22 protein-coding genes and 2 pseudogenes are annotated in these 23,482 nt (G+C 44.4%); 7 read left to right on the forward strand and 17 right to left on the reverse strand.

The genetic code is table 11. The features are described from left to right. Nucleotides 1–6 precede the first annotated feature (6 nt). The 10 genes and pseudogenes from ACWJJ5_RS07265 to fadH all read right to left on the reverse strand — a co-directional run bounded on the left by ACWJJ5_RS07265 (nt 7) and on the right by fadH (nt 7,527). On the reverse strand, nt 7–900 hold the full coding sequence (locus ACWJJ5_RS07265; RefSeq protein ID WP_278071799.1) for a WD40/YVTN/BNR-like repeat-containing protein: 894 nt from the start codon (nt 898–900) through the stop codon (nt 7–9). Next, nucleotides 890–1,363 carry a flavodoxin gene (locus ACWJJ5_RS07270; protein ID WP_454022310.1) on the reverse strand — a complete coding sequence of 158 codons (474 nt, stop codon included), beginning with the start codon at nt 1,361–1,363 and terminating at the stop codon, nt 890–892. Before ACWJJ5_RS07270 ends, ACWJJ5_RS07265 begins: the two co-directional genes overlap by 11 nt. Nucleotides 1,364–1,474: 111 nt before the next feature. Next, a complete protein-coding gene (gene ccpC / locus ACWJJ5_RS07275; RefSeq protein WP_007611101.1) occupies nt 1,475–2,356 on the reverse strand; it encodes a transcriptional regulator CcpC in 882 nt (293 codons plus the stop codon). 140 nt (nt 2,357–2,496) lie between these two features. Continuing rightward, nucleotides 2,497–2,940, reverse strand: coding sequence for a cyclic-di-AMP-binding protein CbpB (gene cbpB, locus ACWJJ5_RS07280; protein ID WP_003154608.1), 444 nt, complete (start codon nt 2,938–2,940; stop codon nt 2,497–2,499). Nucleotides 2,941–3,083: 143 nt separating this feature from the next. Beyond that, nucleotides 3,084–3,275, reverse strand: coding sequence for an antirepressor AbbA (gene abbA, locus ACWJJ5_RS07285; RefSeq protein ID WP_007409618.1), 192 nt, complete (start codon nt 3,273–3,275; stop codon nt 3,084–3,086). Between the two features lie 140 nt (nt 3,276–3,415). After that, on the reverse strand, nt 3,416–3,934 hold the full coding sequence (locus ACWJJ5_RS07290; RefSeq protein WP_020955744.1) for a ribonuclease H-like YkuK family protein: 519 nt from the start codon (nt 3,932–3,934) through the stop codon (nt 3,416–3,418). Between the two features lie 122 nt (nt 3,935–4,056). Then, complete coding sequence (locus ACWJJ5_RS07295; RefSeq protein ID WP_003154613.1) at nt 4,057–4,296, reverse strand: YkuJ family protein; 240 nt, start codon at nt 4,294–4,296, stop codon at nt 4,057–4,059. A 444-nt stretch (nt 4,297–4,740) separates the two neighbouring features. Beyond that, nucleotides 4,741–5,961, reverse strand: coding sequence for an EAL domain-containing protein (locus ACWJJ5_RS07300; protein WP_003154615.1), 1,221 nt, complete (start codon nt 5,959–5,961; stop codon nt 4,741–4,743). 142 nt (nt 5,962–6,103) lie between these two features. Beyond that, a pseudogene (locus ACWJJ5_RS07305) lies at nt 6,104–6,652 on the reverse strand (hypothetical protein). A gap of 110 nt (nt 6,653–6,762) precedes the next feature. Beyond that, on the reverse strand, nt 6,763–7,527 hold the full coding sequence (gene fadH, locus ACWJJ5_RS07310; RefSeq protein ID WP_003154618.1) for a 2,4-dienoyl-CoA reductase: 765 nt from the start codon (nt 7,525–7,527) through the stop codon (nt 6,763–6,765). 143 nt (nt 7,528–7,670) lie between these two features. Between fadH and ACWJJ5_RS07315 the strand changes: the two genes are divergently transcribed. The 4 genes from ACWJJ5_RS07315 to ACWJJ5_RS07330 all read left to right on the forward strand — a co-directional run bounded on the left by ACWJJ5_RS07315 (nt 7,671) and on the right by ACWJJ5_RS07330 (nt 11,058). Then, nucleotides 7,671–8,534 carry a metallophosphoesterase gene (locus tag ACWJJ5_RS07315; protein WP_077722139.1) on the forward strand — a complete coding sequence of 288 codons (864 nt, stop codon included), beginning with the start codon at nt 7,671–7,673 and terminating at the stop codon, nt 8,532–8,534. Nucleotides 8,535–8,608: 74 nt separating this feature from the next. Next, the gene (locus ACWJJ5_RS07320) at nt 8,609–9,103 is read left to right on the forward strand and encodes a L,D-transpeptidase family protein (protein WP_088037173.1); all 495 of its coding nucleotides are present in this window, start codon (nt 8,609–8,611) and stop codon (nt 9,101–9,103) included. A gap of 75 nt (nt 9,104–9,178) precedes the next feature. Then, the gene (locus ACWJJ5_RS07325) at nt 9,179–10,471 is read left to right on the forward strand and encodes an MFS transporter (protein WP_454022311.1); all 1,293 of its coding nucleotides are present in this window, start codon (nt 9,179–9,181) and stop codon (nt 10,469–10,471) included. A 122-nt stretch (nt 10,472–10,593) separates the two neighbouring features. Continuing rightward, nucleotides 10,594–11,058, forward strand: coding sequence for a YkyB family protein (locus ACWJJ5_RS07330; protein WP_454021674.1), 465 nt, complete (start codon nt 10,594–10,596; stop codon nt 11,056–11,058). Between the two features lie 42 nt (nt 11,059–11,100). Here ACWJJ5_RS07330 and cheV read toward each other — a convergent pair whose 3' ends face one another. Then, nucleotides 11,101–12,012 carry a chemotaxis protein CheV gene (gene cheV, locus ACWJJ5_RS07335; RefSeq protein WP_003154623.1) on the reverse strand — a complete coding sequence of 304 codons (912 nt, stop codon included), beginning with the start codon at nt 12,010–12,012 and terminating at the stop codon, nt 11,101–11,103. 188 nt (nt 12,013–12,200) lie between these two features. Between cheV and ACWJJ5_RS07340 the strand changes: the two genes are divergently transcribed. Together ACWJJ5_RS07340 and ACWJJ5_RS07345 are read left to right on the forward strand one after the other, a co-directional pair. Beyond that, nucleotides 12,201–12,362: a hypothetical protein gene (locus ACWJJ5_RS07340; RefSeq protein WP_007409608.1), complete on the forward strand. Its 162-nt coding sequence runs from the start codon at nt 12,201–12,203 to the stop codon at nt 12,360–12,362. Nucleotides 12,363–12,562: 200 nt separating this feature from the next. After that, nucleotides 12,563–13,782: pseudogene (locus ACWJJ5_RS07345) on the forward strand (aminotransferase A). Here the strand turns inward: ACWJJ5_RS07345 and ACWJJ5_RS07350 are convergent. Together ACWJJ5_RS07350 and ACWJJ5_RS07355 are read right to left on the reverse strand one after the other, a co-directional pair. Beyond that, nucleotides 13,758–15,578, reverse strand: a complete 1,821-nt coding sequence (locus ACWJJ5_RS07350) for a PAS domain-containing protein (protein ID WP_003154628.1) — start codon at nt 15,576–15,578, stop codon at nt 13,758–13,760. The pseudogene ACWJJ5_RS07345 and the gene ACWJJ5_RS07350 overlap by 25 nt on opposite strands. A 177-nt stretch (nt 15,579–15,755) precedes the next feature. Further along, nucleotides 15,756–17,888 carry a peptidoglycan D,D-transpeptidase FtsI family protein gene (locus tag ACWJJ5_RS07355; protein ID WP_024085235.1) on the reverse strand — a complete coding sequence of 711 codons (2,133 nt, stop codon included), beginning with the start codon at nt 17,886–17,888 and terminating at the stop codon, nt 15,756–15,758. A 336-nt stretch (nt 17,889–18,224) separates the two neighbouring features. Between ACWJJ5_RS07355 and ACWJJ5_RS07360 the strand changes: the two genes are divergently transcribed. Then, nucleotides 18,225–19,001 (forward strand): CAP domain-containing protein, encoded by a 777-nt coding sequence (locus ACWJJ5_RS07360; protein WP_073982065.1) that lies wholly within the window; start codon nt 18,225–18,227, stop codon nt 18,999–19,001. A 35-nt stretch (nt 19,002–19,036) separates the two neighbouring features. On the opposite strand, the gene ACWJJ5_RS07365 is transcribed toward ACWJJ5_RS07360, so the two are convergent. The 4 genes from ACWJJ5_RS07365 to ACWJJ5_RS07380 all read right to left on the reverse strand — a co-directional run bounded on the left by ACWJJ5_RS07365 (nt 19,037) and on the right by ACWJJ5_RS07380 (nt 23,432). Continuing rightward, on the reverse strand, nt 19,037–19,903 hold the full coding sequence (locus ACWJJ5_RS07365) for an NAD(P)-dependent oxidoreductase (RefSeq protein ID WP_053573387.1): 867 nt from the start codon (nt 19,901–19,903) through the stop codon (nt 19,037–19,039). Nucleotides 19,904–19,983: 80 nt separating this feature from the next. After that, on the reverse strand, nt 19,984–21,951 hold the full coding sequence (locus ACWJJ5_RS07370; protein ID WP_044053153.1) for a methyl-accepting chemotaxis protein: 1,968 nt from the start codon (nt 21,949–21,951) through the stop codon (nt 19,984–19,986). Nucleotides 21,952–22,077: 126 nt separating this feature from the next. Further along, nucleotides 22,078–23,106 (reverse strand): spore photoproduct lyase, encoded by a 1,029-nt coding sequence (splB, locus tag ACWJJ5_RS07375; RefSeq protein WP_003154644.1) that lies wholly within the window; start codon nt 23,104–23,106, stop codon nt 22,078–22,080. An 86-nt stretch (nt 23,107–23,192) separates the two neighbouring features. After that, complete coding sequence (locus ACWJJ5_RS07380; RefSeq protein ID WP_202331652.1) at nt 23,193–23,432, reverse strand: transcriptional regulator SplA domain-containing protein; 240 nt, start codon at nt 23,430–23,432, stop codon at nt 23,193–23,195. Nucleotides 23,433–23,482: the final 50 nt, after the last annotated feature.

The raw sequence follows: 23,482 nt of genomic DNA on the forward strand, positions 1-23,482 counted from the left end.
TAAAAACTAATGTGCGAGCCGAACCGCCTCATACGGTCTGACAAACTTACTTTCGTAAAGGCCCGCGCAAAAAAAGTTTTCTTCCCGGTTGGCCACCCGCCATCCGTGACCGCGGATCGTATCAAACCACTTTAATTCACCGGCAGCAAGATCAGCTTGATAAATACGCGAAAATCCGCTTTCGCCCTGTGACGATGTGACATAAATAGTCCCGTTATCCTCAGAAACGTCGAGAAATGACTTTTCCCTTACAGCGTCCCCGGCTGTAAGGGAAAACTCCTCTTGCGTCCGCACGTTTCGGACGGCAAGCTCCCCCCGTTCTCCCTTTGCCGCGCCCTTTGCTGCAATGAGCCAGTCATTCTGATACATCATCATTGAAGCCGTCATGCGCTGCCTTTCGCGGCTTATACGCCGGATGCGGCCTTCCGTCAGATCATACGCCCAAATGCCGCCATGATTCATATGAATCCGGGTGCCGATATAAATCGTCTGACCGTGTAAACAAAGCGAACGGATGACAGGCGGCTCCTTTAATTGTGAAAAGGGCTTAGCCACATGCCAAGTGACGCCGAAATCATCAGATAAGTAGAGGCAGTATGTGCCGTGCGCACAGACAAATCCGTCATTCCGTCCGGCAACGGCCCATACGGAGGCGCCGGTCGGAAATCGGGAGGCCGTCCAAGTCTTTCCTTGATCGGCCGATCTGAGGACGGCGCCTTTTTCTCCAGCTGCGAATATGTAGGGCCCTATATAAGTCAGCACATGAATCCTGCTTTTCACTCGGAATAGTCTTTTCCAGCCTTCTTCCGCCGAAAAATGAAAAATACCTTCGCCTTTCACAGCCACAAAAAATCCCGAAGATACTGATGCCATGACAGCCGTCGCGCCTTTATGAAACATGGCACCGGTCTCCGTGGTGAGCGGCCCATGCAAGAAAACCGCGGACAAATTCTTTGCAGCATTCTTGATCTTCAGCCGTCTCGGGCACCAGCTCAATTTTCAGCGTTTCCGGGTATAAATTGGCTCCGGCCTGTTCAAACGCATCGCAAAACAGCGTGACCGCTTCGCAAAACTTCGGGTAGGCGTGATCGCCTGAACCGAAACAGGCCGTTTTCAGTCCGTTGAGCTGGCTGTGCAGAATATCTTCGTAAAAATCTTCCGCTTCGTAAGGAAGATCACCATCCCCCCATGTGTATGTGCCGACAAAAACATAATCATATGCTTTGAGAGAATCCGCATCTGCTTCGTCCATATCAAGACAGTCAACCGCTATCTGATGCCCGCTCAGTGTTTCTTTTATAATGCCGGCAATATCCTCTGTATTCCCCGACATGCTTGCGTATATCATTAATGCTTTCTGCATATGATCACCCCGTAATTGATAATGATTTTCATTAACATATATAACACTTTAAATGATAATGATTTTCATTGTCAATAAAAAATAAAAAAAGACAGCATGATTGCTGTCTTTCTAAAATGGGCGTTCCTGCTTCAGCATATCTTTAATGACAGAAACAAAAGCCTGCACCTGTTTTAATTCAAATGCCGGCTCATAACCGAGCAGCCATGTGTCACGGCCGATGGGATGATCCTTTGTATCAAGCAGGGGCATTTTATTTACTTTGTCTTCCTCTTCTAAGGTGACTGACGGCAGAATGGCATAACCGATCCCGTGCAGCGCCATCTGCTTGCACGTTTCAATCTGATCGACAAGGATGGTCTGTTTCGGCGAAGTTTTGAATTTTTGATGCCACCAATGCTGAATTTCCTGAAAATATGTACTGTCACTTTTGAATTGAATAAACGGCCGATCGGTATGGGCAATATCATCAATACAGGAAATTTCCGTATCGACCAAATATAAATGATCGGTCATTAAATAATCTTTCCGGCCTTTCCATTCCGGATTTCCCCGGATAATGCCGATATGTACCTGATCTTCATACAGACTTTTCAGCATTTCGCTGCTCCACCCTGTAATGAGAGAGACCTTTGCATTCGGATATCGTTCCACATATGTTTTTAACACTTTCGGAAGCCAGTGCTGCCCGATAATCGAGGCGACGGCAAGCTTTAATGTGCCGTGAATCTCACCCTCAAGTTCATCAATGTTTTCTCTGATTCTTTCTTGCCGATCCGTGACGTCATTTGCAAATTGTATGATTTTTTCTCCTGCCGGCGTTACCGTAAGTCCTTTTTGAGACCTAAGAAAGATCTTTGTTCCCCAGGCTTTTTCAATGGTCTGCAATCGCTGGGACAGAGCCGGCTGTGACACGAATAACCGTTCGGCAGCCTTCCTCATGTTTAATTCCTCAGCTAAAACTACGAGCATATGAAGCTCTTGAAGCTGCATGTCGTCCTCCTTTTCAATGCCTTTTCATATTTCTTATCTACCATTCTAATCAAATAAAGGCTGCCGAGGCAAGCGCCACTCATATGTATGCGTTTTCTTTTTCTGGCATGCGAAAGAACAAATAGGCTGATCGTGCGAGCCTACTTATTCAATGATCTGATATGACTGCTCAACTGCTTTAATACGACTCTTCTCGTGAAAATGCCTTCAAAGACGCCTTCATCATTTTCAACGCAGACAAAGCCGTTGTTAATGACCATGCTGAACCCTTTGATAATCGGATCATTGATGTGGAGACGGGGAATGTCTTTCAGCATGACTTCCTCAACCGTAATTTGATCCAGCTTCTCAAACTCGATCCGTTCAAGTCCGAAAATGCTGTTCATAATCATATTTGTCCCGATCAAACCGTGCAGACGGTACGAAGCGTCAAGGACGGGAATGGCGGTATAGCCGGTTTTCGTCAGCACTAATAGAGCATGCTCAAGGTTGTTTCCGACTTGAACGTGCGCCACTTTATCCGCCTCGATCATAAATTGTCCGACTGTTGCATCAAGAAGCTGATCTGATTGTAAGCTAATCATGTCACTTCGACCCCTTTACATTTTTCATCAAAGCATGTATTCCCTATATTGCAATAATATAAACATTATCATTTTTTGTCGAAAAGTTTCCGTCAATAAAAAAGATACTCTTTGCAATCGAGTATCAATTTATAGGCCGCTGATTAATTTTCGTTCCGAAAACGGTCATAGAGCGTTACGAGTTTTTTATAAGTGGTTCCATCAACGCTTTTTGACCCTGCTTCTATATCGTTGATTTCGCTGGTCAAAAGCTCAATGGCATATTCTTGATTGATCAGGATATTCAGCAGAAGTTTCTGTTCTTCTTCCGTAAATCGTTCACCGATAAGACTCATACGTAATCAGGCCCCCTATTTTTAACTGAATACCTCCGAAAGCAAGGTGAAATTTGCTTTCAGCTCTACCGCTAGAATAAGTAAACAGAAAAAAATCGTCAACCGCATAATTCGACATTTTGCGGATTCTGTATGAAATATTATTTTGTGTAACGATTGGCATAACTGAATGCTGTGCAGGAATCGGGCTTGATTTTCGCTTCAATGCCCATCGAGGTAATGCGGCCGGTCATTTCTTGTATCAATTCTTTTGTCAGCCCTTTTTGACCGATATCCAGATGCACTTCAAATGAAAGATCCGCCCCTTCATCCGCAAAAGGCAAGAGCAAATCTGTCAGTTCCATAAGACGGCCGTCGAGGATATGCGCAGCCATCTCCTGGCTGAACGCGGTTTCCAGCGAAATTTTTTCGCGAAGGCTATGTATCGGTCTTGCAAGATCGTGATTTTTCAAACAGCCCCAAGCTCCCTTGCCTGTACGGTGCAAGTGTATAGCCGTAATAAACTTTGTGAAGTCGCGGTAAACTTGTGAATCCGTCCCTACAGACAGCACGTATGCTGAACGGGGGTCTTTATTGACAAAGCGTTTCAGCCGCTCCGTCACGTCTTGAAAGGTCATCTGTGCCTCAGAAAGATTATAAAACAGAAAAGAATCAGCCATGTACGGACACTCCTCTTTCCAGAGTCTACAACCAAACGAACAAGCACGTTCCTTTGCATGATTTAATAAAGCTCCGCTTGCGGAAGACCGGAAGCTTGGTCAGCCTGAAAAATCAAATCACATTACTGAAGGAGCTCAAAAATTTCAATAGAAATCATGTCAATGTTATCAAACGGATATGTGTTAGGTTTTTCACCTTTTTGGAAAACCGTCAGTTCAAACGTTTGATTTTTTTCGAAATATTTAACACTGCAAATTTTTTCGCCGTTAACTTCAAAATAACGCTGCATCGGCTCGTTAGCCGCTTCCGCTGTTTCTTGCAGACTTTGCAGCCGCGTGATGATACCCATTAATTGTGACATTCTAAAAAAAGACTCCTTTCAAAAAACAACTTCAAATCAACAAGTATTTATTATAATACAAGTCCTACAGAGCATCATACCATAAAGTAGACCGGGATGGCATTTTCCCGCTGGATTTTCAATAAGAAAATAAACGGGAAAACTGTGTTTTCGAATAGTTTGAAGCTTTTTTCGGAATGTCATACACCTTTCAAAAATATTTTTTCGCTTTTTGAGCCGCCATTGTCAGATGTATGTGAGGAGAAGCCTTTTTATGAGGAGACAGCATAAAAAAACTTGGCGGGGGTAGCGCCAAGCTTTTTCGGATCTTGATCTGATAGAGGGGTTGGGGAACAGAGAGTAACTTCTCTCTATAACTAAATGATAATGATTATCACTATCATTGTCAATCGTTTTTTAAAACTTTTTCACATTTATAAAAAAAAGCGGCATACAGCAGCCGCTTTAAAGTAACCCGTCCTGTTCATATAAATAAGAGTAAGGCAGATCGATAAATAAATACATATTGTCATCCATCGGGTATGAAAAGGTTCTGATCATCTCACCCGTCTCAATATCACTGTACAGGTCACTGAAAAAGCCTTTTCTTGAATTCCGCATCTTCATAATGTTTTCTAAAAAGTACGGACGCCAGCTCCAGTTTTTCTCCACGTATTCAGGCTGATAAAGCCATTCGCCGGACTGCTTGAACACATTTCCCGTCAGCTGATAGCCTTCTTCATCACACATATAAATTCTGAAACAGCAGTCGGTCAGGTTTTCCGCCAGTTTTTTAATAAACTCATCGTCCGCCTGATGGGTTTTCTTCAGCTCGGAAACTGCCTGATTTACCCGCTTATAAAAATTCTCAGAGTGTTCGTATACTGTCTCCAGCTTCTTTTTTTCTCTCGTGATAAATTGCTGAAACTCCGTTTTCAAGCGTGCTTTTAACAGGCTCCGGTCTATAAAATCGCCGCTCGGCGCCTGCAGATAATAGCCTTGAAAAAATCGGCCTCCGTTTCTCCATGCGTACTGGAGCTGAAAATCAGCTTCTATATCTTCATACAGCAGCGCGGCGCCGATTTTTCTCGCCAGCAATGAAATGCTGTACAGCACATGCTCATATGATGGTGACGGCTGAGATACCTTCAGCGCCTGCAAATCTATTTTCAGAAGGTCCGGTGAAAGGAGCGCGATTCTGTCCAGGTTGCTGCTCTCCTTACCTATATTGTCCACCGCGATTTTAATGCCGTATGTACGATAGTAGGCAAGCATATGGTACAGCTGTTCAATGTCGCCTTCGAAATTGTGCTCGGTGATCTCAAGTACAATACGGTTCAATTCAATGCCCTGCTCTTCGTATTCTTTCAAAAGCTCAAGAAAGCTTTCTCCGTGGTCAAGCATCAATACATTCGCATCCTGATTGATAAAAATCAACAGATCGCGATCAGCTTCTTTAAACCTCTCCAGCGCCTGCCTGATGACTCTGTCATCGACCTCAAGCTTATATTCTTCCGGAATGCCGGAATCTAAGAAAAACGGCCCGAGGCTCTCAATCTCCGCATCTGCCAAAATCCGCCCAAGCACTTCGTAGCCTACGACTCTTTGTTCCTCAGCGTTAAAAATCGCTTGGTAATACGGAATGACATCATCAATATTCGTCAGTATATCAAGTGGGTCCAACATGTTATCACCTGCTTCTCTATCTTTGTCTGATTATACACAATTATATCAGCACCACAAATGTTTAGATTAGGGGAAAAAGGAGGCAGTATGGCAGCAGTTTAAAATAAAAGGGGGACATTTTTAAGATCACTCTTCAGACCGGTTAATTAAGGACGTTATTCATTTGTTTCACAATCACAAATAAAAGGATAAATATAAGAGCATGATAACCGGCGGCTGTCCAAAAATAATGGCTCCAATCAGTACTGTTAAATATCCAATCATCATCATATTTCAACTGAAAGAAAGTTCCTTTTTTATCTAAAGTGCCAAATGTAAGAGTTGTTAACCCGCCAGCACTCTTGGAAACGTCAACTCCATACATTGAACCGGCATGATCAGTATGATTTATTGGCATATACGTATAATCAGATAAAATTGTTTCCGCCAGCTTGGTTGGCAGAGACACATATCATACAGCCGATGTATCGCCTCCGAGCCCACTCAAATACTCCCTGGCTTTAATAAATTTCGTTTCATCAGGAAAATCTATGTGATATAGCTTTTCAAATCTGATTATTTCATCAGATGTAAGATTGGTATTTTGATAATACTCCGGAGTAAAAGCGCAAATGATAAAGTACCAAATATTAAAGATGATAACGAAACTGCTTACAAATAGTACAATGAACCATTTTAATAATTTCTTCACTTATTCACCTCTTAATCTTTAAAAATTATATCATAATTTTGAATAGAAAAATAAAACAAGCGAACGTTCACCTTTAACGTTCGCTTGCTTCGCAAAATATGTCATGTAAATTAAAACGGGTAAGGATTCAGCCATTGCCCCCCGTCCATTGTGATACAATCCCCGTTTATATAGGATGCTTCATCGGATAGCAAAAACGCTGCCAAAGCGGCGATTTCCTCCGGTGTCCCCAGACGGCCGAGCGGTACACTGTTCATAGTGCGGGACACGGCTTTTTCCGATTCGAACAGCTTTTCCGCACCGCCTGTCCGTTCAATCGGGCCGGGGGCTATCGCGTTTGTCCGGATGCCGTATTTGCTCCCCCATTCAACGGCCAGCGTTCTTGTCAGTGACAATACCCCCGCTTTGGCTGCAGCGGAATGAACGACACCCGCTCCCGCTCCCCATGCGTATGTAGCGGCCATATTTAAGATGACGCCCTTCTGCTCCTGCTCGATCCAATGCCTTGCCGCGGCTTGGCTGCAGAAAAATGTGCCGTTTAAAACAATCTCAATAACAGCTTTCCATCCATTGGGCGTCAGCTTCTCTGCCGGGCAAATAAAATTGCCGGCCGCATTGTTAATCAGCGCATCGAGCCGGCCAAAGACTTTTTTCGCTTCTGTAATCATGTCTGAAGCGGCGGAATCAGAACGGACATCCATTTGAAAACAGGCGACCTGCCCCTCAAAGGTCTCAATTTCTTTTTTTGTTTCCTCAAGTGCTTCATGGTTCCTCCCTGTCACCATGACATGCCATCCTAATTCAGCCTGTTTTTTCGCCATTGCTTTTCCCATGCCGCTTGAACCGCCTGTAATGATTACCGCTTTCTTATCCATAACAAACCCACCCCTTATATTGAATGAATAATCATTCATAATCTTATCATAGATGTCTTTCCGCGTCATTACATGCTGAGAAGGGATTTTTCAGCCAAGCTGATGATATAATAGAACAACTCTGACAAAGGTTGGTTTTACAGATGGAGAAAATGACGAGAAGAACATTTTTAAAAAGAGGATTCGGCATTTTGGGTGCAACTCTTGCAACGGCTTGCGGAGGTTACGGCTATGCCCGGTATATTGAACCGCGCATGATTGAGATCACCCGTCATACAATCACCAGCCGCCTGATCCCCCGCGGCTTTGACAATTTTAAAATCGTTCAATTCAGCGATACGCATCTCAGTGATGTGTTTACATCCGGTGACTTGAATAAAGCAGCGGAAAAGATCAATCAGCTGAAACCCGATCTGCTTATCTTTACGGGAGATTTAATTGATAAGCCGCATTTATTTAATGATCACCAGCAAGCACTGGCCGTGCTGCAAAATCTTGAAGCTCCCTTCGGCAAACTTTGTGTTTACGGAAACCATGACCACGGAGGCTACGGTACGAACACGTACAAGGCTCTGATGGAAGCGGCTGATTTTCAAGTGCTTCGAAATGGCTGCCGTCAGGTGCAGCTGACAGACGGAAGCCGGATTGAACTCGCGTTTTTGGATGATGTAATGCTCGGAAAACCCGATTATGAAGGCACCCTGTCCCGCCTTTCCGAAGATGCGTTTTCCATTTTAATCGTCCACGAGCCTGATGCCGCTCTCAAGATCGGCGGATATCCCGTAAACCTCCAGCTGTCGGGACACACTCACGGCGGCCAGGTCCAGCTCCCGTTTTTCGGCCCTCTCATTACGCCTCCATACGGAAAAACGTATACCGACGGCATGTATACGCTGCATGACACAACCGTCTACGTTAATCGCGGGCTCGGTACGACAAGACTGCCGTATCGATTTTTAGCCAGACCGGAAATCACGCTGTTCACATTGAAAACCGTACAAAAATAAGACTTTTATCCCGATGCACAGACACCCCCTCCGTAATATGTATATGGAAAAGAGCAAAAAGGAGGGTGATGAAACTGCTGACCTATCAAGTGAAACAAGGAGAAACCATCTCAAGCATTGCGCAAGACTTCAGAATAAGCACTGCTGCTCTCCTTCAGGCAAATCCCTCAATCCAATCGGTCATATACGCGGGACAGCATATTATCATACCGAATCTTCCCGACCCATCCACCATCCCCTATTCCATTGTCGTGTATATCGGAGCGAAGAAACTGGAGTTATACCGCCTTGGCAGGCTCATCCGTACGTACCCCATCGCAGTCGGAAAAATATTGACGACCACGCCGACCGGAGAATTTTACATTGTGAACCGCCAGCCTAAGCCCGGCGGCCCGTTCGGCGCTTATTGGCTCAGCCTCTCTAAAATTCATTACGGCATTCACGGAACAAATAATCCTTCCTCCATCGGCAAAGCGGTATCAAAAGGATGCATCCGGATGTATAATCAGGACGTCACTGAACTTGCCGCTACCGTGCCTAATGGAACAAGGGTGACCATTATAAGATAGAAAGATCTTATTTGTTAATGGAACGAGCTGATGATAATATATTACAGTGGGACCTTTAGGGTAAGGAGCGTGTTTATGGATATATTTAAAAATCGCAATTTTGTCCGTCTCTTTTTCGCAGCACTCGCTTCTCAAATGGGAACGACTGTAGGTAATATGGCTTTCGCTTTTTACTTGCTGGACCATTTTTCAAACCAGCCGGCATACACAACTTTGGCTGAGCTGATGTATTCACTGCCGACAGTTTTCGTATTTCTGATTGTCGGTGTCGCAGCTGACCGGCTTGACAGGAAAAAGGTCGCAGAGAATTGTGACTGGATCAGAGCCGGACTGACGATCATATTGTTTGCCGCATTATACACTGGGAGCATCCCTCTCGTGTTCTGTATTTTGTTCATCAGAAGCGCCGTGACCAAGTTCTTTTTCCCGGCGGAAGCCAGCCTTGTACAAGCTATTCTGCCTAAGGAGCATTATGCGAAAGCGGCGGGACTTAACCAGATCCTGTTCAGCATCTTTATGGTATTCGGCGTCGGTATGGGCGCGTTTATGTATAAAACGATCGGTATTCACGGAGCCATTATCCTTGATTTTGTCAGCTTTATTGTATCAGGCTTTCTGATCCGCGCCTGCCGCATTCCGAAAGAAGCCCGTCAGCCGAACGGCCCTTTTAAATGGGGAGATTCGTTTCTGAAAGACTCGGTCGCTGATTTTAAGGAAGGGATCGTATATATTGTTAAAAACAAATTGCTTGCTTCCCTTATTTTCGGCTTTTTTATCTTTGGTTTTGTCAACGGCGGCTTTGCCGTACTGCCGATGTTTACGATGAAATACGGACTTGCGCCGGATCATTACGAATCACATACTTCCATCTTCACCGTCGCACTCGGCTTCGGCCTGCTTGCAGGAAGTGTGATCGGAACGATGATCGCAAAAAAAGTCAAACCGCATCATTTGATGTCGATTCCTATTTTGGCAGCCGGACTGCTCATTTTTGTCCTCGGCTATACGGATAAGCTGTGGATTTATTATGCGGCGGCTTTCATCCTCGGCATGTGCATCGGCCCCGTCAATATCGCCATCGGGGGCTGGATGCCGAAAATCGTTCATCCGAAAATAATGGGCCGGGTCAGCGGCTGGCAGGACCCTTTTATGATGTTTGCCCAATCGATTACACTCGGACTGGTTGCCCTGTTATTTCCGAAATTCGTTGCCAATATTGATTACCTTTATTACGGCATGGGAATTGTGATTTTAGCGGTATTTGTGTTCTATTTTATCGCTCTTCCGAAATACAGCGCCGAGGCAGCAGAGGTCGATGTGCAGCAATCATTAAAGGCTGATTCCGAAAAACATGCGAAACCTGTCTAATAAAGGAAAAAAATGCGCCCTTTTCATCAGAAAAAGGCGTATTTTTATAATCAATATTTGCATTTCAACGCTAAAAAAGTATAATCTATATATGAACTTGATCAATGCAAAGGAGAGAAATAATGGACGACCACGCTTATTCGAAAGAGCTGCAGCCAACCATCGAGAATCTTTCAAAAGCTGTTTATACTGTGAACCGCCATGCAAAAACCGCCCCCAACCCTAAATACCTTTATCTGCTGAAAAAACGGGCATTACAAAAGCTTGTGAAAGAAGGCAAAGGGAAAAAAATAGGGCTTCACTTTTCAAATAATCCCAGGTTTAGCCAACAGCAGTCAGACGTACTTATCTCTATCGGAGACTACTATTTTCACATGCCTCCAACAAAAGAAGACTTCCAGCATCTTCCGCATTTAGGTACGTTAAATCAATCGTACCGCAATCCTAAAGCACAAATGTCTTTGACAAAAGCGAAAAACGTATTGCAAAAATATGTGGGCTTAAAGGAAAAACCGCTTGCCGCCAACAGGCAGCAGCCCACTTATCATAAACCCGTATTTAAAAAACTTGGTGAGAGTTATTTTTAATTCCGCCGCAAAAAAGCCGATGCGTCATGCATCGGCTTTTTTCTATTCAATCACGTACGTATCCACTTTTTTAATGAGCTCGCTGATTTCAGGCTTGCTGATCTGTTCATCCGCTCCGACTACTTCGCCCCGGTGGCGCAGGTCGTCCGTAATGAGGGACGAGAAAATCATAATCGGCACATCAGAGCTTTGCGGGTTATCTTTAAGGAGCTTCGTCAAACGATGCCCGTCCATTTTCGGCATCTCAATGTCACTGATAATCATGTCAATATGATCTGACAGGTTTGCTCCGTTATCCGTCAGTTCCACGACGTAATCATACGCTTCTTTTCCGTTTTCAAACGCAACGATTTCACTGTACCCCGCCTCAGTCAGCTCATCCGTCAAAAGACGCATCAGAAGCGGCGAGTCTTCAACGATAATCAGTTTTTTACCCGCCCGTCTTTCATCAAATCCTTCCTGATGGACATGATAAGTCTCAACACCGGATGCTGATTCAATATCGTAAATGATCTTTTCATAATCAGGCAGAAAGATCATCGTGTCTTCCAGTTTGATGATTCCCGTTAAGTGCCGCTCCATGCCCTGGTTCAGGGAAGTCGGCTTTTCAATCGCCTCCCAGGACACCCTGTGGATTTGTGAAACGGAACCGACGTGAAAGACGATTTTCCGCTTGTTGAATTCCGTTACGATATATTTATCGTCTTTTGCTCCTTCGGCATCAACGCCGAAAAAGGTATACAGACTGATGACGGGAAGAATTTCGCCTCTCAGCTTAATCATCCCTTCTACGTCTTTATGAGACTGAGGCACAGATGTGACATCTACCGGCTGAATGATTTCCCGGACTTTCATCACATTTATGCCAAATGTATTGACGCCTACTTCAAATTTGACGATTTCTAATTCGTTTGTGCCTGAATCCAATAAAATATCGTATTGTTGTAAAGACAATTCAATCCCTCGCTATCCGCATTCAGTATTGTACTGTATATATCGGCTGTAAACGGAAAAAGTGAATGTATTCGGGCCAACTGGCCATGAACTCTTTATAAAAAGATGCTTTTTTCTGATATCCCATTGACTTTTTGACATCGAGTGGTAAAATAGTCAAGGATTTTTCAGGAAGAAGGGTGTAATAAATGGGTACAGTAGTCATATTCGACCAAGATCAAATGACGGTGTTAGAAGATATCAGCAAAACGGCTTACCTGCAAATGAAAAAAGAGGCGAAAGAGCGTCCCGACAAGCCTGCTCCATACATCTTATGGCGGGAAGACGTCAGCTTTGAATACGGGTATTAATGACATTCGCCACATATCACAATAGATAGATCATGATACAATGAAGACAATCATTTCAGCTGGTTGTCTTATTTTTTTCTGAAAGAAGGTATGTTTTCACATATCGGACATATACTCGGGATAGTTCAATAAAAAGATGACAAATGCTCAGCTAGTGGTAAAATAGGATAAACTCAATATATAGTATAAGGTGATGAATTATGGAACATTTGCTTAATCCGAATGTAAAAGAAATTGAAATTTCAGGAATTCGCAAATTCTCAAATCTTGTAGCTCAGCACGACAATGTCATTTCGCTTACGATCGGCCAGCCGGATTTCTTCACGCCGCACCATGTCAAAGCGGCTGCCAAAAAGGCAATCGACGAGAACGCAACGGCATATACTCCGAACGCGGGCGGCCTTGAGCTGAGACAGGCCGTACAGCTTTATATGAAGAAAAAAGCTGATTTGAATTATGAAGCTGAAACTGAAATCATTGTCACAACCGGGGCAAGCCAAGCGATTGACGCGTCTTTGCGGACAATTTTATCTCCAGGCGATGAAGTAATTCTCCCCGGACCGATATATCCGGGCTACGAACCGATCATCCGCATGTCGGGCGCCGTTCCGGTTCATGTGGATACGACGACACACGGATTTAAGCTGACGGCGCGGCTCATTGAAGAATCGCTGACACCAAAAACAAAATGCGTCATTCTTCCTTATCCGTCAAATCCGACCGGTGTGACATTGTCTGAGGAAGAGCTGCAAAACATCGCAGCCGTCCTGAAGGGCAGAAATGTTTTTGTCCTGTCTGATGAGATTTACAGCGAATTAACCTATGACAGACCGCATTATTCGATCGCGTCTTATTTGAGAGACCAGACGATCGTCATCAACGGCCTGTCAAAATCACACAGCATGACGGGCTGGAGAATCGGTTTCATTTTCGCACCGAAAGAAATTGCCAAGCACATCTTAAAAGTTCACCAATACAGTGTGACATGCGCGTCTTCAATCTCTCAGAAAGCGGCTCTTGAAGCGGTGACAAACGGTGTTGATGATGCGCTTATTATGAGAGAACAGTATAAAAAGCGGCTTGACTATGTATATGACCGTCTTGTTTCAATGGGGCTTGACGTCGTAAAGCCGTCAGGCGCATTTTATATCTTCCCTTCCATTAAGTCATTCGGAATGTCATCGTTTGATTTTAGTATGGCTCTTTTAGAGGATGCAGGTGTGGCTCTTGTGCCCGGCAGCTCGTTTTCAAAATTGGGTGAAGGGTATGTGAGGCTGTCATTCGCATATTCACTGGATACATTGAGAGAAGGCTTGGACCGGCTGGAAGCATTTATTTTAAAAACGAGAGAATCCATGCAGACTATTTAAACAACGGCATAACGCCGTTGTTTTTTTATTGTTTCGGGAATGTAATGTGAAAGGCCGTGCCTCTGTCCGGTTTGCTGTCTACTTGGATGGCTCCCTGATGGTTTTTAATAAGGTTGAATGTAACCATCAGCCCCAGGCCGGTTCCTTTTTCTTTCGTTGTCAAAAACGGTTCGCCTATTCGTTTCAGCACGTTTTCCGGTATCCCGTCACCCTCGTCTTTCACCGTCACATTAACGGAATACTCATCTTCTGTCATGATGATGTGAACCGTTCCCCCATCCGGCATCGACTCAACGGCATTTTTAATCAGATTGATAAACACCTGTTTCAGCTGATTTTGATCACCGTTAATATACATGCTGTCATGTTCGTAATCCGTTTTGATAAAAATCCCTTTAAGATTCGCCTGCGTCTCTAAAAGAGCGGTTACTTCACTTATAATTTTCTTTAAGTTTACACGCTCTTTCACGGCGTTTTGCTGAGGTTTGGCAAGCATTAAAAGCTCACTTAAAATTAATTCGATTCTGCTCAGTTCAGAAAACACAATTTCAAAGTAATGTTCGTTTTCCTCCATCGTCGGCTTCATGAGCTGTAAAAATCCTTTGATCGCCGTCAGCGGATTGCGGATTTCGTGAGCGATCCCCGCTGCCAGCTGCCCTGCGATAGACAGCTTTTCCGACTTCAGCATTAATTCCTCCGTCTGCTTCCGCTCAGAAATGTCACGCAGAATGACCTGCACGGCCGTTTCTCCGAAAAACGTCGTCGGAATGCAGACCATTTCCGTGTAGATCAGCCGGTTTTTAAAGGTAAACCACGATTGCTTAATAATTTCTGACTCGGTCTTTCGGTTGATAATATTTTGGATCCGCTGTTTCACGCCGTCATGATCACAGGGATGAAGCTGATCATAGACGTTTTTCCCGATTAAATCTTCATATGTTTCAGCCTCAAACAGCGAAATGCCCGATTCATTCATGAATACCCACTTATCATTGTGAATCACGGCGATCGTGTCAATTGAATTCTGAATGAGGAGCTGATAACGCTCTCTGCTTTTTTGCAGAATCGTTTGGAATTTTTTCCGTGAAGAAATATCAATCAGAAGCAGCAATTCCGCCCGCTGATTTTTATATGTCGTCGGTGCCGCCTTCACTTCTAAATGAACGGGCGTGCCGTCGAGCCTTCTCCACGTCTGTTCGATCATTCCGACTTCCATTCCTTTTTGCATCCGCACAATTCGGTTTTTCACAATGTCGTGATACTCTTCTTCAATAAACTCATAAGAGCGCCTGCCGATTACCTCGTCTTTGCTTTCGGCTCCCAGCATGGCAAGCATCGCGTTGTTGGCGTAGGCGATTGTGCCGTTGATGCTGACATATAAAGGATTCGGCAGCATTTCGACAAGACGCTCGAATTCGCCGTTTCCAGCCGCATCTTCCGACTGTTGTTCTGCCTTTTGCTTCTTTTGTTCATACATATAAGGCCGGCGGGGTGTCTTCTCCTCAAGCACCTTGATTTTGAGGATGATTTCCCGATCCGTCCCCTCCATTTGCGGTGTGACAATTTCCACACCCGCTTCAAGCCATACGATGGTATGATCTTTTTTAATAAGACGAAAGGTGCAAGGCATCAAATGATGCTCATTATAGAAGTAACTTTCAACCAAAAATTGATCTTCTTCATGCAGGAACGTTTTGAGAAATGACCCGATCATCTCTTCCTGAGAATAACTGAAATACGATTTGCAGTTTGCAGAAATATACATAATACGCCCGTTAGACGTCAAAACGGCATGAAGATCGGTTTTCGATTGAAACTGTTTGACATGCTGAGTATCCTGTTCCACAGAATCCCTCCTTTGCATTATACTCGCACTGCAGGCTGGACACGGACTGATATAAAAAGAAATTCCACTAGATTGATTCGCTAAAAAATGAGCATTCTCCTTCTATTCTTATTGTGAACGTCAATTTTCCTGAATGAAAGAAAGGGCGCACGAGATGTTCGGCCGCCCTTTCATTTGTTATTTTTTATTGTATTTCTTTTCAAGTTCTTTGTAAGCGTCAATTGCTCCTTTAGCAATGTTTTTGCTGACATGATCGTGATCATCCTGAACAGTCGGTACGACGACGCTGAATGCCACTCGTGGATGTTCTGACGGATAATAGCCGACAAAGGTCAGGTTATACGTGTCTTTCCCCCACCAGTTTTTGTTCGTGCCGTAATAGTGCGTCTCCGCGGTTCCCGTTTTACCGGATACATCAGCGCCTGAACCTTGAAATGTTGAATAAGCCGTTCCCTGAGGTGAGCTTGTAACCAATTTCATCCCTTTATGAACTTGGTCAAAATCGCTCGGGCTGTTATTTACTTTGTTCAAAATTTTACTATCTCGCTGTTCAATCGCTTTTCCAATCTTGTTTTTGCTGTCCGGTTCATGAATGCTTGTGACGATCCGCGGCTGGACGCGATACCCGCCGTTTGCGATGGCTGAAATATATTGAGCCATTTGAAGCGGCGTATACGTATCAAACTGTCCGATCGCAAAGTCAAGCAGCAATCCCCCGACCATTTGCGGATTTGACTGCATGCCCGCTGATTCCTGCGGAAGATCAATCCCGGTCTTCACACCCAAACCGAATTGGGCATAGTAGTTCCGCATTTTTTTAATATCGTCTAATCCGGCAGGCAGTGTACCGTACGGCCTGTAGTTAATGCCGGCGATATGCATGGCCACATGAAACATATATACGTTTGAACTTCTTTGCAGCGCGGTCAGCTCAGTAATGGCTCCCATTTGTGTCCACGATTGTTTTCTCGTTTTGCCTTTAAATACAAGCGGTGCATCGACAAACGTTTTATAATGCGGGAGGCCGCTTTGGTAACCCGCGAGAACAGTCGCTCCTTTAACAGCAGAGCCCATCTCATATTGGGTCGTAAATGATCCGATCGCAAAATCCTGTATTTTATTTGTTTCGAGATCGATGCGTTTCCCCGCCATTGAGAGGATATCCCCGTTGTTCGGGTCCATCATGACGGCAAATCCTCTGTCAACCATATAGTTGCCTGCGGCGCGGCTTCTTCTCAGCTCTTTTTCAATGACTTTTTCAACTTTCGACTGCAATTCCATATCGAGCGAGAGCTGCAGATCGTAGCCTCTGCTGCCTTCATCGACGGGCTTTTGGCTGACGACTTCACCTTTGCTGTTTTCCACATACTCTACTTTTTCTTTATGTGCGTTTAAATAGTCTTCATACTGATATTCAATGTAGCTTTTTCCCACCCGGTCATTCAGTGAGTATCCTCTTGTAACATAATAATCTTTCCGTTCGCCCAACAATCCCTGTTCCGGTGTCGTCACACCGCCGAACAGAGAGTACAGCGTTTTGTCGTACGGATATTTCCGCGTCCAGTCATTAATTACGTCAATGCCGGGGAGCTCTTTCAGGTGCTCGGATACGACAGAAACTTCTTCATATGTCAGGTCGCTTTTCGGTTTCTGTTTGTTGTTTTCATGTTCGTCAAGCAGTGACCCGCTGTTTCCGTTTCCGTTCAGCTTATTCGGGTCCATTGATTTGACGACTTGCGGCTGATAGGCGTTGCCGCTTGAAAAACGCGTATAAATCGCCGCGATTTCCAGCTCTTTTTTATTTTGTTTGATCGCATCAATCTCCTGCTTTGGGACGCGTTCAATCTGGCGTTTGTATACTTCTTGCGGTTTCAGGCTGTTTTCTGAATCCTTCATAAGCTTTTCCGCCTTCTTCGGATGTGCCGCAAGCCAGTAATCAATGATATTTCGATCCTTCATAAATTCAGTATCAATATGGATCAGTGCGGCGAGATTTTTTGCCGTTTTCAATTTGTCCTTTGCCGAGGTTTTTGAGGTAGAAACGTATACAATTTCAGGCACAGCCTGGTTATCAACCGCCACCCTGTTCCGCTTGTCATACATTTTTCCCCGCGGTGTCGGATAATAGGCGGTTTTTGCATTTGCCTTCTCTGCATCCTGGCGGTGTTTATCCCCTTCGACAATCTGGACGATGCCGAGTTTAAAAATCAGTGCCGTAAAGAGAAGAAAAACAATCAAAAAATAGAGATTCATTCTCAGCGCTCTGTAACGTTTCGTTTTTTTCTTTGGTTCGCGCGCGACTTCAGCCACTTTCTGTTACACCTCTCAAATCATTGAATATATTTACATAAACAGATTTTAATTGTAACATTTTTGTAAAAGTTGTTACAGCGAAAACGGGTAAAAAAAACTGTCAAGATCAAATTATCTTAAAATATATCTAACACTTCAAATAATTTGAAGAGATGTAACGGATTTTAAAAAATAAATACAGATCGTTTTTCCTGATATAAAGCCATTTTTCTGTGCTCAATTACAATTATGACAAACGTTTGTTGTCAAAGGAAATGGCTGCCTGCATTATGACAAAAAAGCTGTGATAAGATTTTTCATGTAGAAAAAAACTTCTCTGGGAGGCTATTAACTATGAAAAAAGCATTTCTCTTATCTGCCGCCGCGGCAGTCAGTTTGATTACATTCGGAGGCATTCAGCAGGCATCTGCAAAAGAGCTGTCATGCCAGCACGTCGTTACCGTAAAAAAAGGAAACACCGTACAGCATCTGACTCTTCAAGAGGCTGTTGAAAAACTACATATGAAAACGAGCGCGAAACAGCTGAACGTTAAAAATGAGAAAGAACTGAAACAGCTGCTGCAAAAACACGCCAAGCATTCTGATATGACAGTTAAAGACGTTCAAAAAGAAACACCGGCAAAAACGGCTCCGGCAGCTGCTGAAAAACCGAAAGCCGATCAAAACAAGACGGCTGACAATGCAAAGCAGACAGATAACACAAACAACAGCAGCGAGAAAACTCCTTCATCTGTCAGTGCGTACGAAAAGAAAGTCGTTGAATTGACAAATGCAGAGAGACAAAAGCAAGGCTTAAAACCTCTGCAGATTGATGAAAAATTAAGCAAATCAGCTCACGCAAAATCACAAGATATGAAAGACAAAAACTATTTCGATCACCAAAGTCCGACTTACGGCTCACCTTTCGATATGATGAAGTCTTTCGGAATCACTTATAAAACTGCCGGTGAAAATATCGCCAAAGGGCAGACGACTCCTGAAGCCGTCGTTAAAGCTTGGATGAACAGTGAAGGCCACAGAAAGAACATCATGAATCCTGAGTTCACTCAAATCGGTGTCGGTTATGTAGAATCAGGAAACATCTGGACACAGCAATTTATCGGAAAATAAATAATAAAAAAGATTGCCCCGGCGGGCAATCTTTTTTATTTCACCCAAAGCTTATAAATACTTTGAGTTCCGCTGTTTTCTTCACCTTGCGCGGAAAGCTTGTCGTATAATGATTTGGCAAGCGCCAATCCGGGCATTTCTTCTCCCATCAGCTCCGCTTCTTCAAGGGCAATGCCCATGTCTTTAATAAAGTGTTTCACGTAAAATCCGGGCGCAAAATCGCCTTTCAGCATACGGGGAGCGAGGTTTGACAATGACCAGCTGCCAGCCGCTCCGGTTGTAATGCTTTTCAGCACTTGTTCCGGGTTCAGACCGGATTTTTCCGCGTAAGCCATCGCTTCAGCCACTCCGACCATCCCCGCTGCAATCGCGATCTGATTGCACATTTTCGTATGCTGGCCGCTGCCAGCCGGCCCTTGATACTGAATATTTTCCCCCATAACGGAGAAAAGCGGCAGGCATGCTTCAAACGCTTCTTTTTCTCCTCCGGCCATAATGGCAAGCGTTCCGTTCCGCGCGCCGATGTCTCCGCCGGAAACGGGTGCATCCAGGGCGTGAATGGATTTTTCTTTGGCTTTCTCCGCTATCTTCTTCGCCAGAGACGGTTTTGATGTCGTCATGTCAATGACAAACGCCCCTTCTTTTGCATGACGGAGAATGCCGCTTTCACCGAGATAGATTTCCTCGACATCACTCGGATAGCCGACCATGGTAATAATGATGTCTGCTTTTTCCGAAAGGTCTTTGACCGTCTCCTGCCAGACCGCTCCCTTATTCAGAATCTCTTCCGCTTTTTGTTTCGTCCGCGTGTAGACTAAAACAGGATAGCCCGCTTCTAAAATGTGCGATGCCATACTGTTTCCCATGACGCCCAAACCGATAAATCCGACCGTTTTGTTCACTGCGCTTTCCTCCCCTGATGCGATTCATATATCACTCTTTCATGTCTATATTACCATATTATAGGCTGATAGAGACCGCGTCACAAGGTGAATTTAGAAATGGCGCTGATCAGATCTTCGCTTGCGCTCTTTAACATATCAGTCGATTGCTTCACTTTTTCAAGCGTAACGAGCTGTTCATCAGTAGAAGCATTCACTTCTTCCGCCGCTGCCGCAGATTCTTGAGAAATGGCGGAGATGCTTTGAATCGCTTCTTGAATCGCGGCTTGTTCTTCACTCATTTTTTGAATGTCATTGTAAATATGATCTATACCTTGAACGAGAGACTGCATTTCCGTCGTAATCAGATTGAGAACCTCACCCGTTTCATGAATGGCGCTGTTTTGTTCATCATTCATTCTGCTTGCCTCAATCATCGCGTGTGACGCTTCTTTTGTCTCTGATTGAATCAGACGGACCGTCTCACTGATATGGCCGGAAGAAAGAGCTGATTGTTCAGCAAGCTTGCGGACTTCTTCCGCGACGACGGCAAAGCCCCGTCCGCTTTCTCCCGCTCTTGCGGCTTCTATGCTCGCATTCAGCGCCAAGAGATTCGTCTGGTCTGAAATAGCGGATATTGCCGTCACGACTTCTTCTATGTTTTTCGTTTGTTCTTCCAGGTCATTCAGCATTGCCTCTACTTTTTTCGTTTCTGAATTGGCTTCGTTTGACTTCATCAGCAGCTGCCCGAGCGCGTCCAATCCTTTGTAGCTGGCATCCTCTGAAGATTTTGAGAGTTGTTTTATGCTGCCTGCGCGATCTGCGATTCCTTTTATTTTGACTGAGAGATTTTCTGATTTTTCGTTGATCGTCTCAACCTCTGACGCTTGCTCTGTCGCTCCGGCGGCAACTTCCTCTATCGCTTTTGCGATTTGTCCGCTCGTTTCATTTGTTTCTTGTGAAATGACGGTTAGCTGGTCAGATGTATCAGACACATTTTCTGAGGAGGCCTTGACCTGTTCGACCATCTCTTTCATATTTTCAACCATTTGGTTAAAGTCTTTTGTTAACTCGCCTACTTCATCTTTTGATTTCGTCTGAGCGCGGACGGTTAAATCTCCCGCTGAGACTGAATTTGTTTTTGCGATCAGCTGCTGAATCGGCCCGGTTATCGTTTTTGCTAGGAAATAGCTGAGTCCGATCGTAATCACAAGGGCGATCAGTGACATAAAAATGCTCACCGTGTTCATTTTGTCGGCTACTCCCATCAGCTGATCTTTTTCAAACTGCGTTCCGACTTTCCACCCTGTTTCTTTTACCGTTTGGTAGACGACCATGTTCCCCTGCAGCTCTTTGATGCCTTCTTTGTCCGCAGTGATGTCTTTTAACGTCTGATCTTCCGAAATATTTTTTCCCTGTTTTGCCGGATGGGCCAGAAGAGAGCCGTTTTCATCCGCTAAAAAGGCAAATCCTTTATACGGAACCTTTTGCTCGTTGACCATGCTCTGAATAGAGGACAGCTTCAAATCTAAGCTCGCCACTCCGACGACGGTTCCGCTGTTTTGAATGGCTTTTGACGCCGTCACGATCATGTCTCCCGTCACTGCATCTTTATAAGGGTCAGTCCAGACAACCTTATCGGGTTTTTCAGCCGCCATCTTATACCACGTTCGATTTGTCGGATCATAGTCTTTGGCAAAATCGGCCTTTGGATATGTAAACATTTGTTTGTTTGCGGTTCCGACGTACGCAAGCGCGACATATTTGTCATTCTGTCCGATCTGTTTTAACTCATCGTTAAAAAGCCGCGCGGTTTCTTTCTTCCCATCTGATAGAAAAGACCGGGACAATTCACCGTCTGCTAATCTCATTAATACGGTCTCATCATTTTTCAGCTGAAGCTCAATGTTCTGACCGAGTGAATTGGTGACATTCTCTGTCGTACGTTTTGCTTCCTCCGTCATCATCGGCTTTAATGTCAAATATGAAGAAACCGTTAAAAAAACAACCGTTACAATAAGCATTGCCGAGACAAACACAGCAATTTTGATATGCATTTTTTTAAACATAACCATCCCCTCCTGAGAGTTATATCGGTCTTTCGGCCAAGAAAATGAATAAATCTTGAAATAAATATCAAACATTTCCGTCATTTGGCGCAGCAAAAAAAGAGCCGTCATGCCGACAGCTCCGCCTTACGTAAAATATTCGATTTTTGCTTTCGGAAAATAGGTTTCGATATAAGATTCGAGTGTTTCCCTTAAGGCATGTTCTTCGTCTTTTTGGTATATATATTTGCCGATTCCATAGCGTCCCCATTTGTACCTGCGCTTTTCTTCATCAAGCTCAAGCTTTGTTTTCGGATAGTTCTTCTCAATCACCCGTTTGGCCGGTTTTGTAAAACGATGCTGGATCAGTTCAAATGTGATGTCATGCCGAACGTCTTCATCAAGCGCCGCATCCAATTTCTCAAACAGCTCCTTATAGCCTTCCTCCCAGCCATCGTGAATATAAATCGGCGCCACGATGAAACCGAGCGGATAGCCCGCTTTAGCGACTTTGACGGCGGCTTCGATCCGTTTGTCGAGCGGAGAAGTTCCCGGTTCAAAGTTCTTAATGACATAATCCGCATTGATGCTGAATCTGAACCTAGTCTTTCCGTTATGTTTTGCATCGAGCAAATGATCGACGTGGTGAAATTTAGTCACGAATCTGAGCTGTCCCAATTCGCTTTGTCCGAAATGTTCAATGGCTCTTTTTAATGTATGTGTCAGATGATCGATTCCTACGATATCAGACGTACAAGAGGCTTCAAATCTTGTAAATTCCGGCGCCCGTTCTTTCATATACTCATCAGCCTGATCCAGAATCTCTTCCACATTGACATATGTCCGGATGTAAGGCTTTGATCCCATCGTCGTCTGCAGGTAGCAATAGTGGCAATGCCCCATACAGCCCGTCGCAAATGGAATGGCATATTCGGCGGACGGCTTTGAAGAATCGAATTTCAGTGTTTTCCGGACGCCGATTACCAATGTTGATTTCGCGTTCCGGTATTGCTGCAAGTGATTTTTCCCCGGAATATTCCGGACTTGATTATGCGATGTTGTTTCTCTGATCTCAAGCCCCATGTTTTCAAACTTATTCTTCAGCTCTTGTCCTAACGGGTATTCGAGCGCTCTCGGTTCTATATAAACAAGCTGGGGCACAAACGGCTTCAGCATGAACTGACACTCCCTTTTTACATTTTCTCATGTTGTTACTTTCCGTTTAAAAGAGAGTGAATATGCGTTGTAAACATTTCCTTTGATCAATGGTACCGGTCTTCTTCAAAAAGCTCGCTGTAAATCGCTTCCGCTTCCTCATATGTCGAAAAGACCGCGTCATCTTCGGCCAGCGGATGATAGGTTTCGTATAAAAACAGAGACAGTTCTCCCTCATGATACGGGTGATGGACGATCTCCGCCTCTTTAATATGGGCAACATTGGCGGCATGCGGATTGCGGTAAATCACATAGACCGTATCCCCCGCTGCAAATGATTTTGTCATAATAATCCCTCCTGTTGATCGTTATTGTTCCCCCCTTTTTTCCGAATATG

Source organism: Bacillus sp. JK74 (genome assembly GCF_053663395.1).

Coding starts and splice junctions, on each gene's coding strand:
- ACWJJ5_RS07300 (WP_003154615.1), bottom strand. CDS start 5,961: ATGTTGGACCCACTTGATATACTGACGAATATTGATGATGTCATTCCG.
- ACWJJ5_RS07290 (WP_020955744.1), bottom strand. CDS start 3,934: ATGGCTGATTCTTTTCTGTTTTATAATCTTTCTGAGGCACAGATGACC.
- splB (WP_003154644.1), bottom strand. CDS start 23,106: ATGCTGAAGCCGTTTGTGCCCCAGCTTGTTTATATAGAACCGAGAGCG.
- ACWJJ5_RS07380 (WP_202331652.1), bottom strand. CDS start 23,432: ATGACAAAATCATTTGCAGCGGGGGATACGGTCTATGTGATTTACCGC.
- cbpB (WP_003154608.1), bottom strand. CDS start 2,940: ATGATTAGCTTACAATCAGATCAGCTTCTTGATGCAACAGTCGGACAA.
- ACWJJ5_RS07295 (WP_003154613.1), bottom strand. CDS start 4,296: ATGTCACAATTAATGGGTATCATCACGCGGCTGCAAAGTCTGCAAGAA.
- ACWJJ5_RS07325 (WP_454022311.1), top strand. CDS start 9,179: ATGGATATATTTAAAAATCGCAATTTTGTCCGTCTCTTTTTCGCAGCA.
- ACWJJ5_RS07370 (WP_044053153.1), bottom strand. CDS start 21,951: ATGTTTAAAAAAATGCATATCAAAATTGCTGTGTTTGTCTCGGCAATG.
- fadH (WP_003154618.1), bottom strand. CDS start 7,527: ATGGATAAGAAAGCGGTAATCATTACAGGCGGTTCAAGCGGCATGGGA.
- ACWJJ5_RS07340 (WP_007409608.1), top strand. CDS start 12,201: ATGGGTACAGTAGTCATATTCGACCAAGATCAAATGACGGTGTTAGAA.
- ACWJJ5_RS07330 (WP_454021674.1), top strand. CDS start 10,594: ATGGACGACCACGCTTATTCGAAAGAGCTGCAGCCAACCATCGAGAAT.
- ACWJJ5_RS07265 (WP_278071799.1), bottom strand. CDS start 900: ATGTTTCATAAAGGCGCGACGGCTGTCATGGCATCAGTATCTTCGGGA.
- ccpC (WP_007611101.1), bottom strand. CDS start 2,356: ATGCAGCTTCAAGAGCTTCATATGCTCGTAGTTTTAGCTGAGGAATTA.
- ACWJJ5_RS07270 (WP_454022310.1), bottom strand. CDS start 1,363: ATGCAGAAAGCATTAATGATATACGCAAGCATGTCGGGGAATACAGAG.
- abbA (WP_007409618.1), bottom strand. CDS start 3,275: ATGAGTCTTATCGGTGAACGATTTACGGAAGAAGAACAGAAACTTCTG.
- ACWJJ5_RS07360 (WP_073982065.1), top strand. CDS start 18,225: ATGAAAAAAGCATTTCTCTTATCTGCCGCCGCGGCAGTCAGTTTGATT.
- ACWJJ5_RS07315 (WP_077722139.1), top strand. CDS start 7,671: ATGGAGAAAATGACGAGAAGAACATTTTTAAAAAGAGGATTCGGCATT.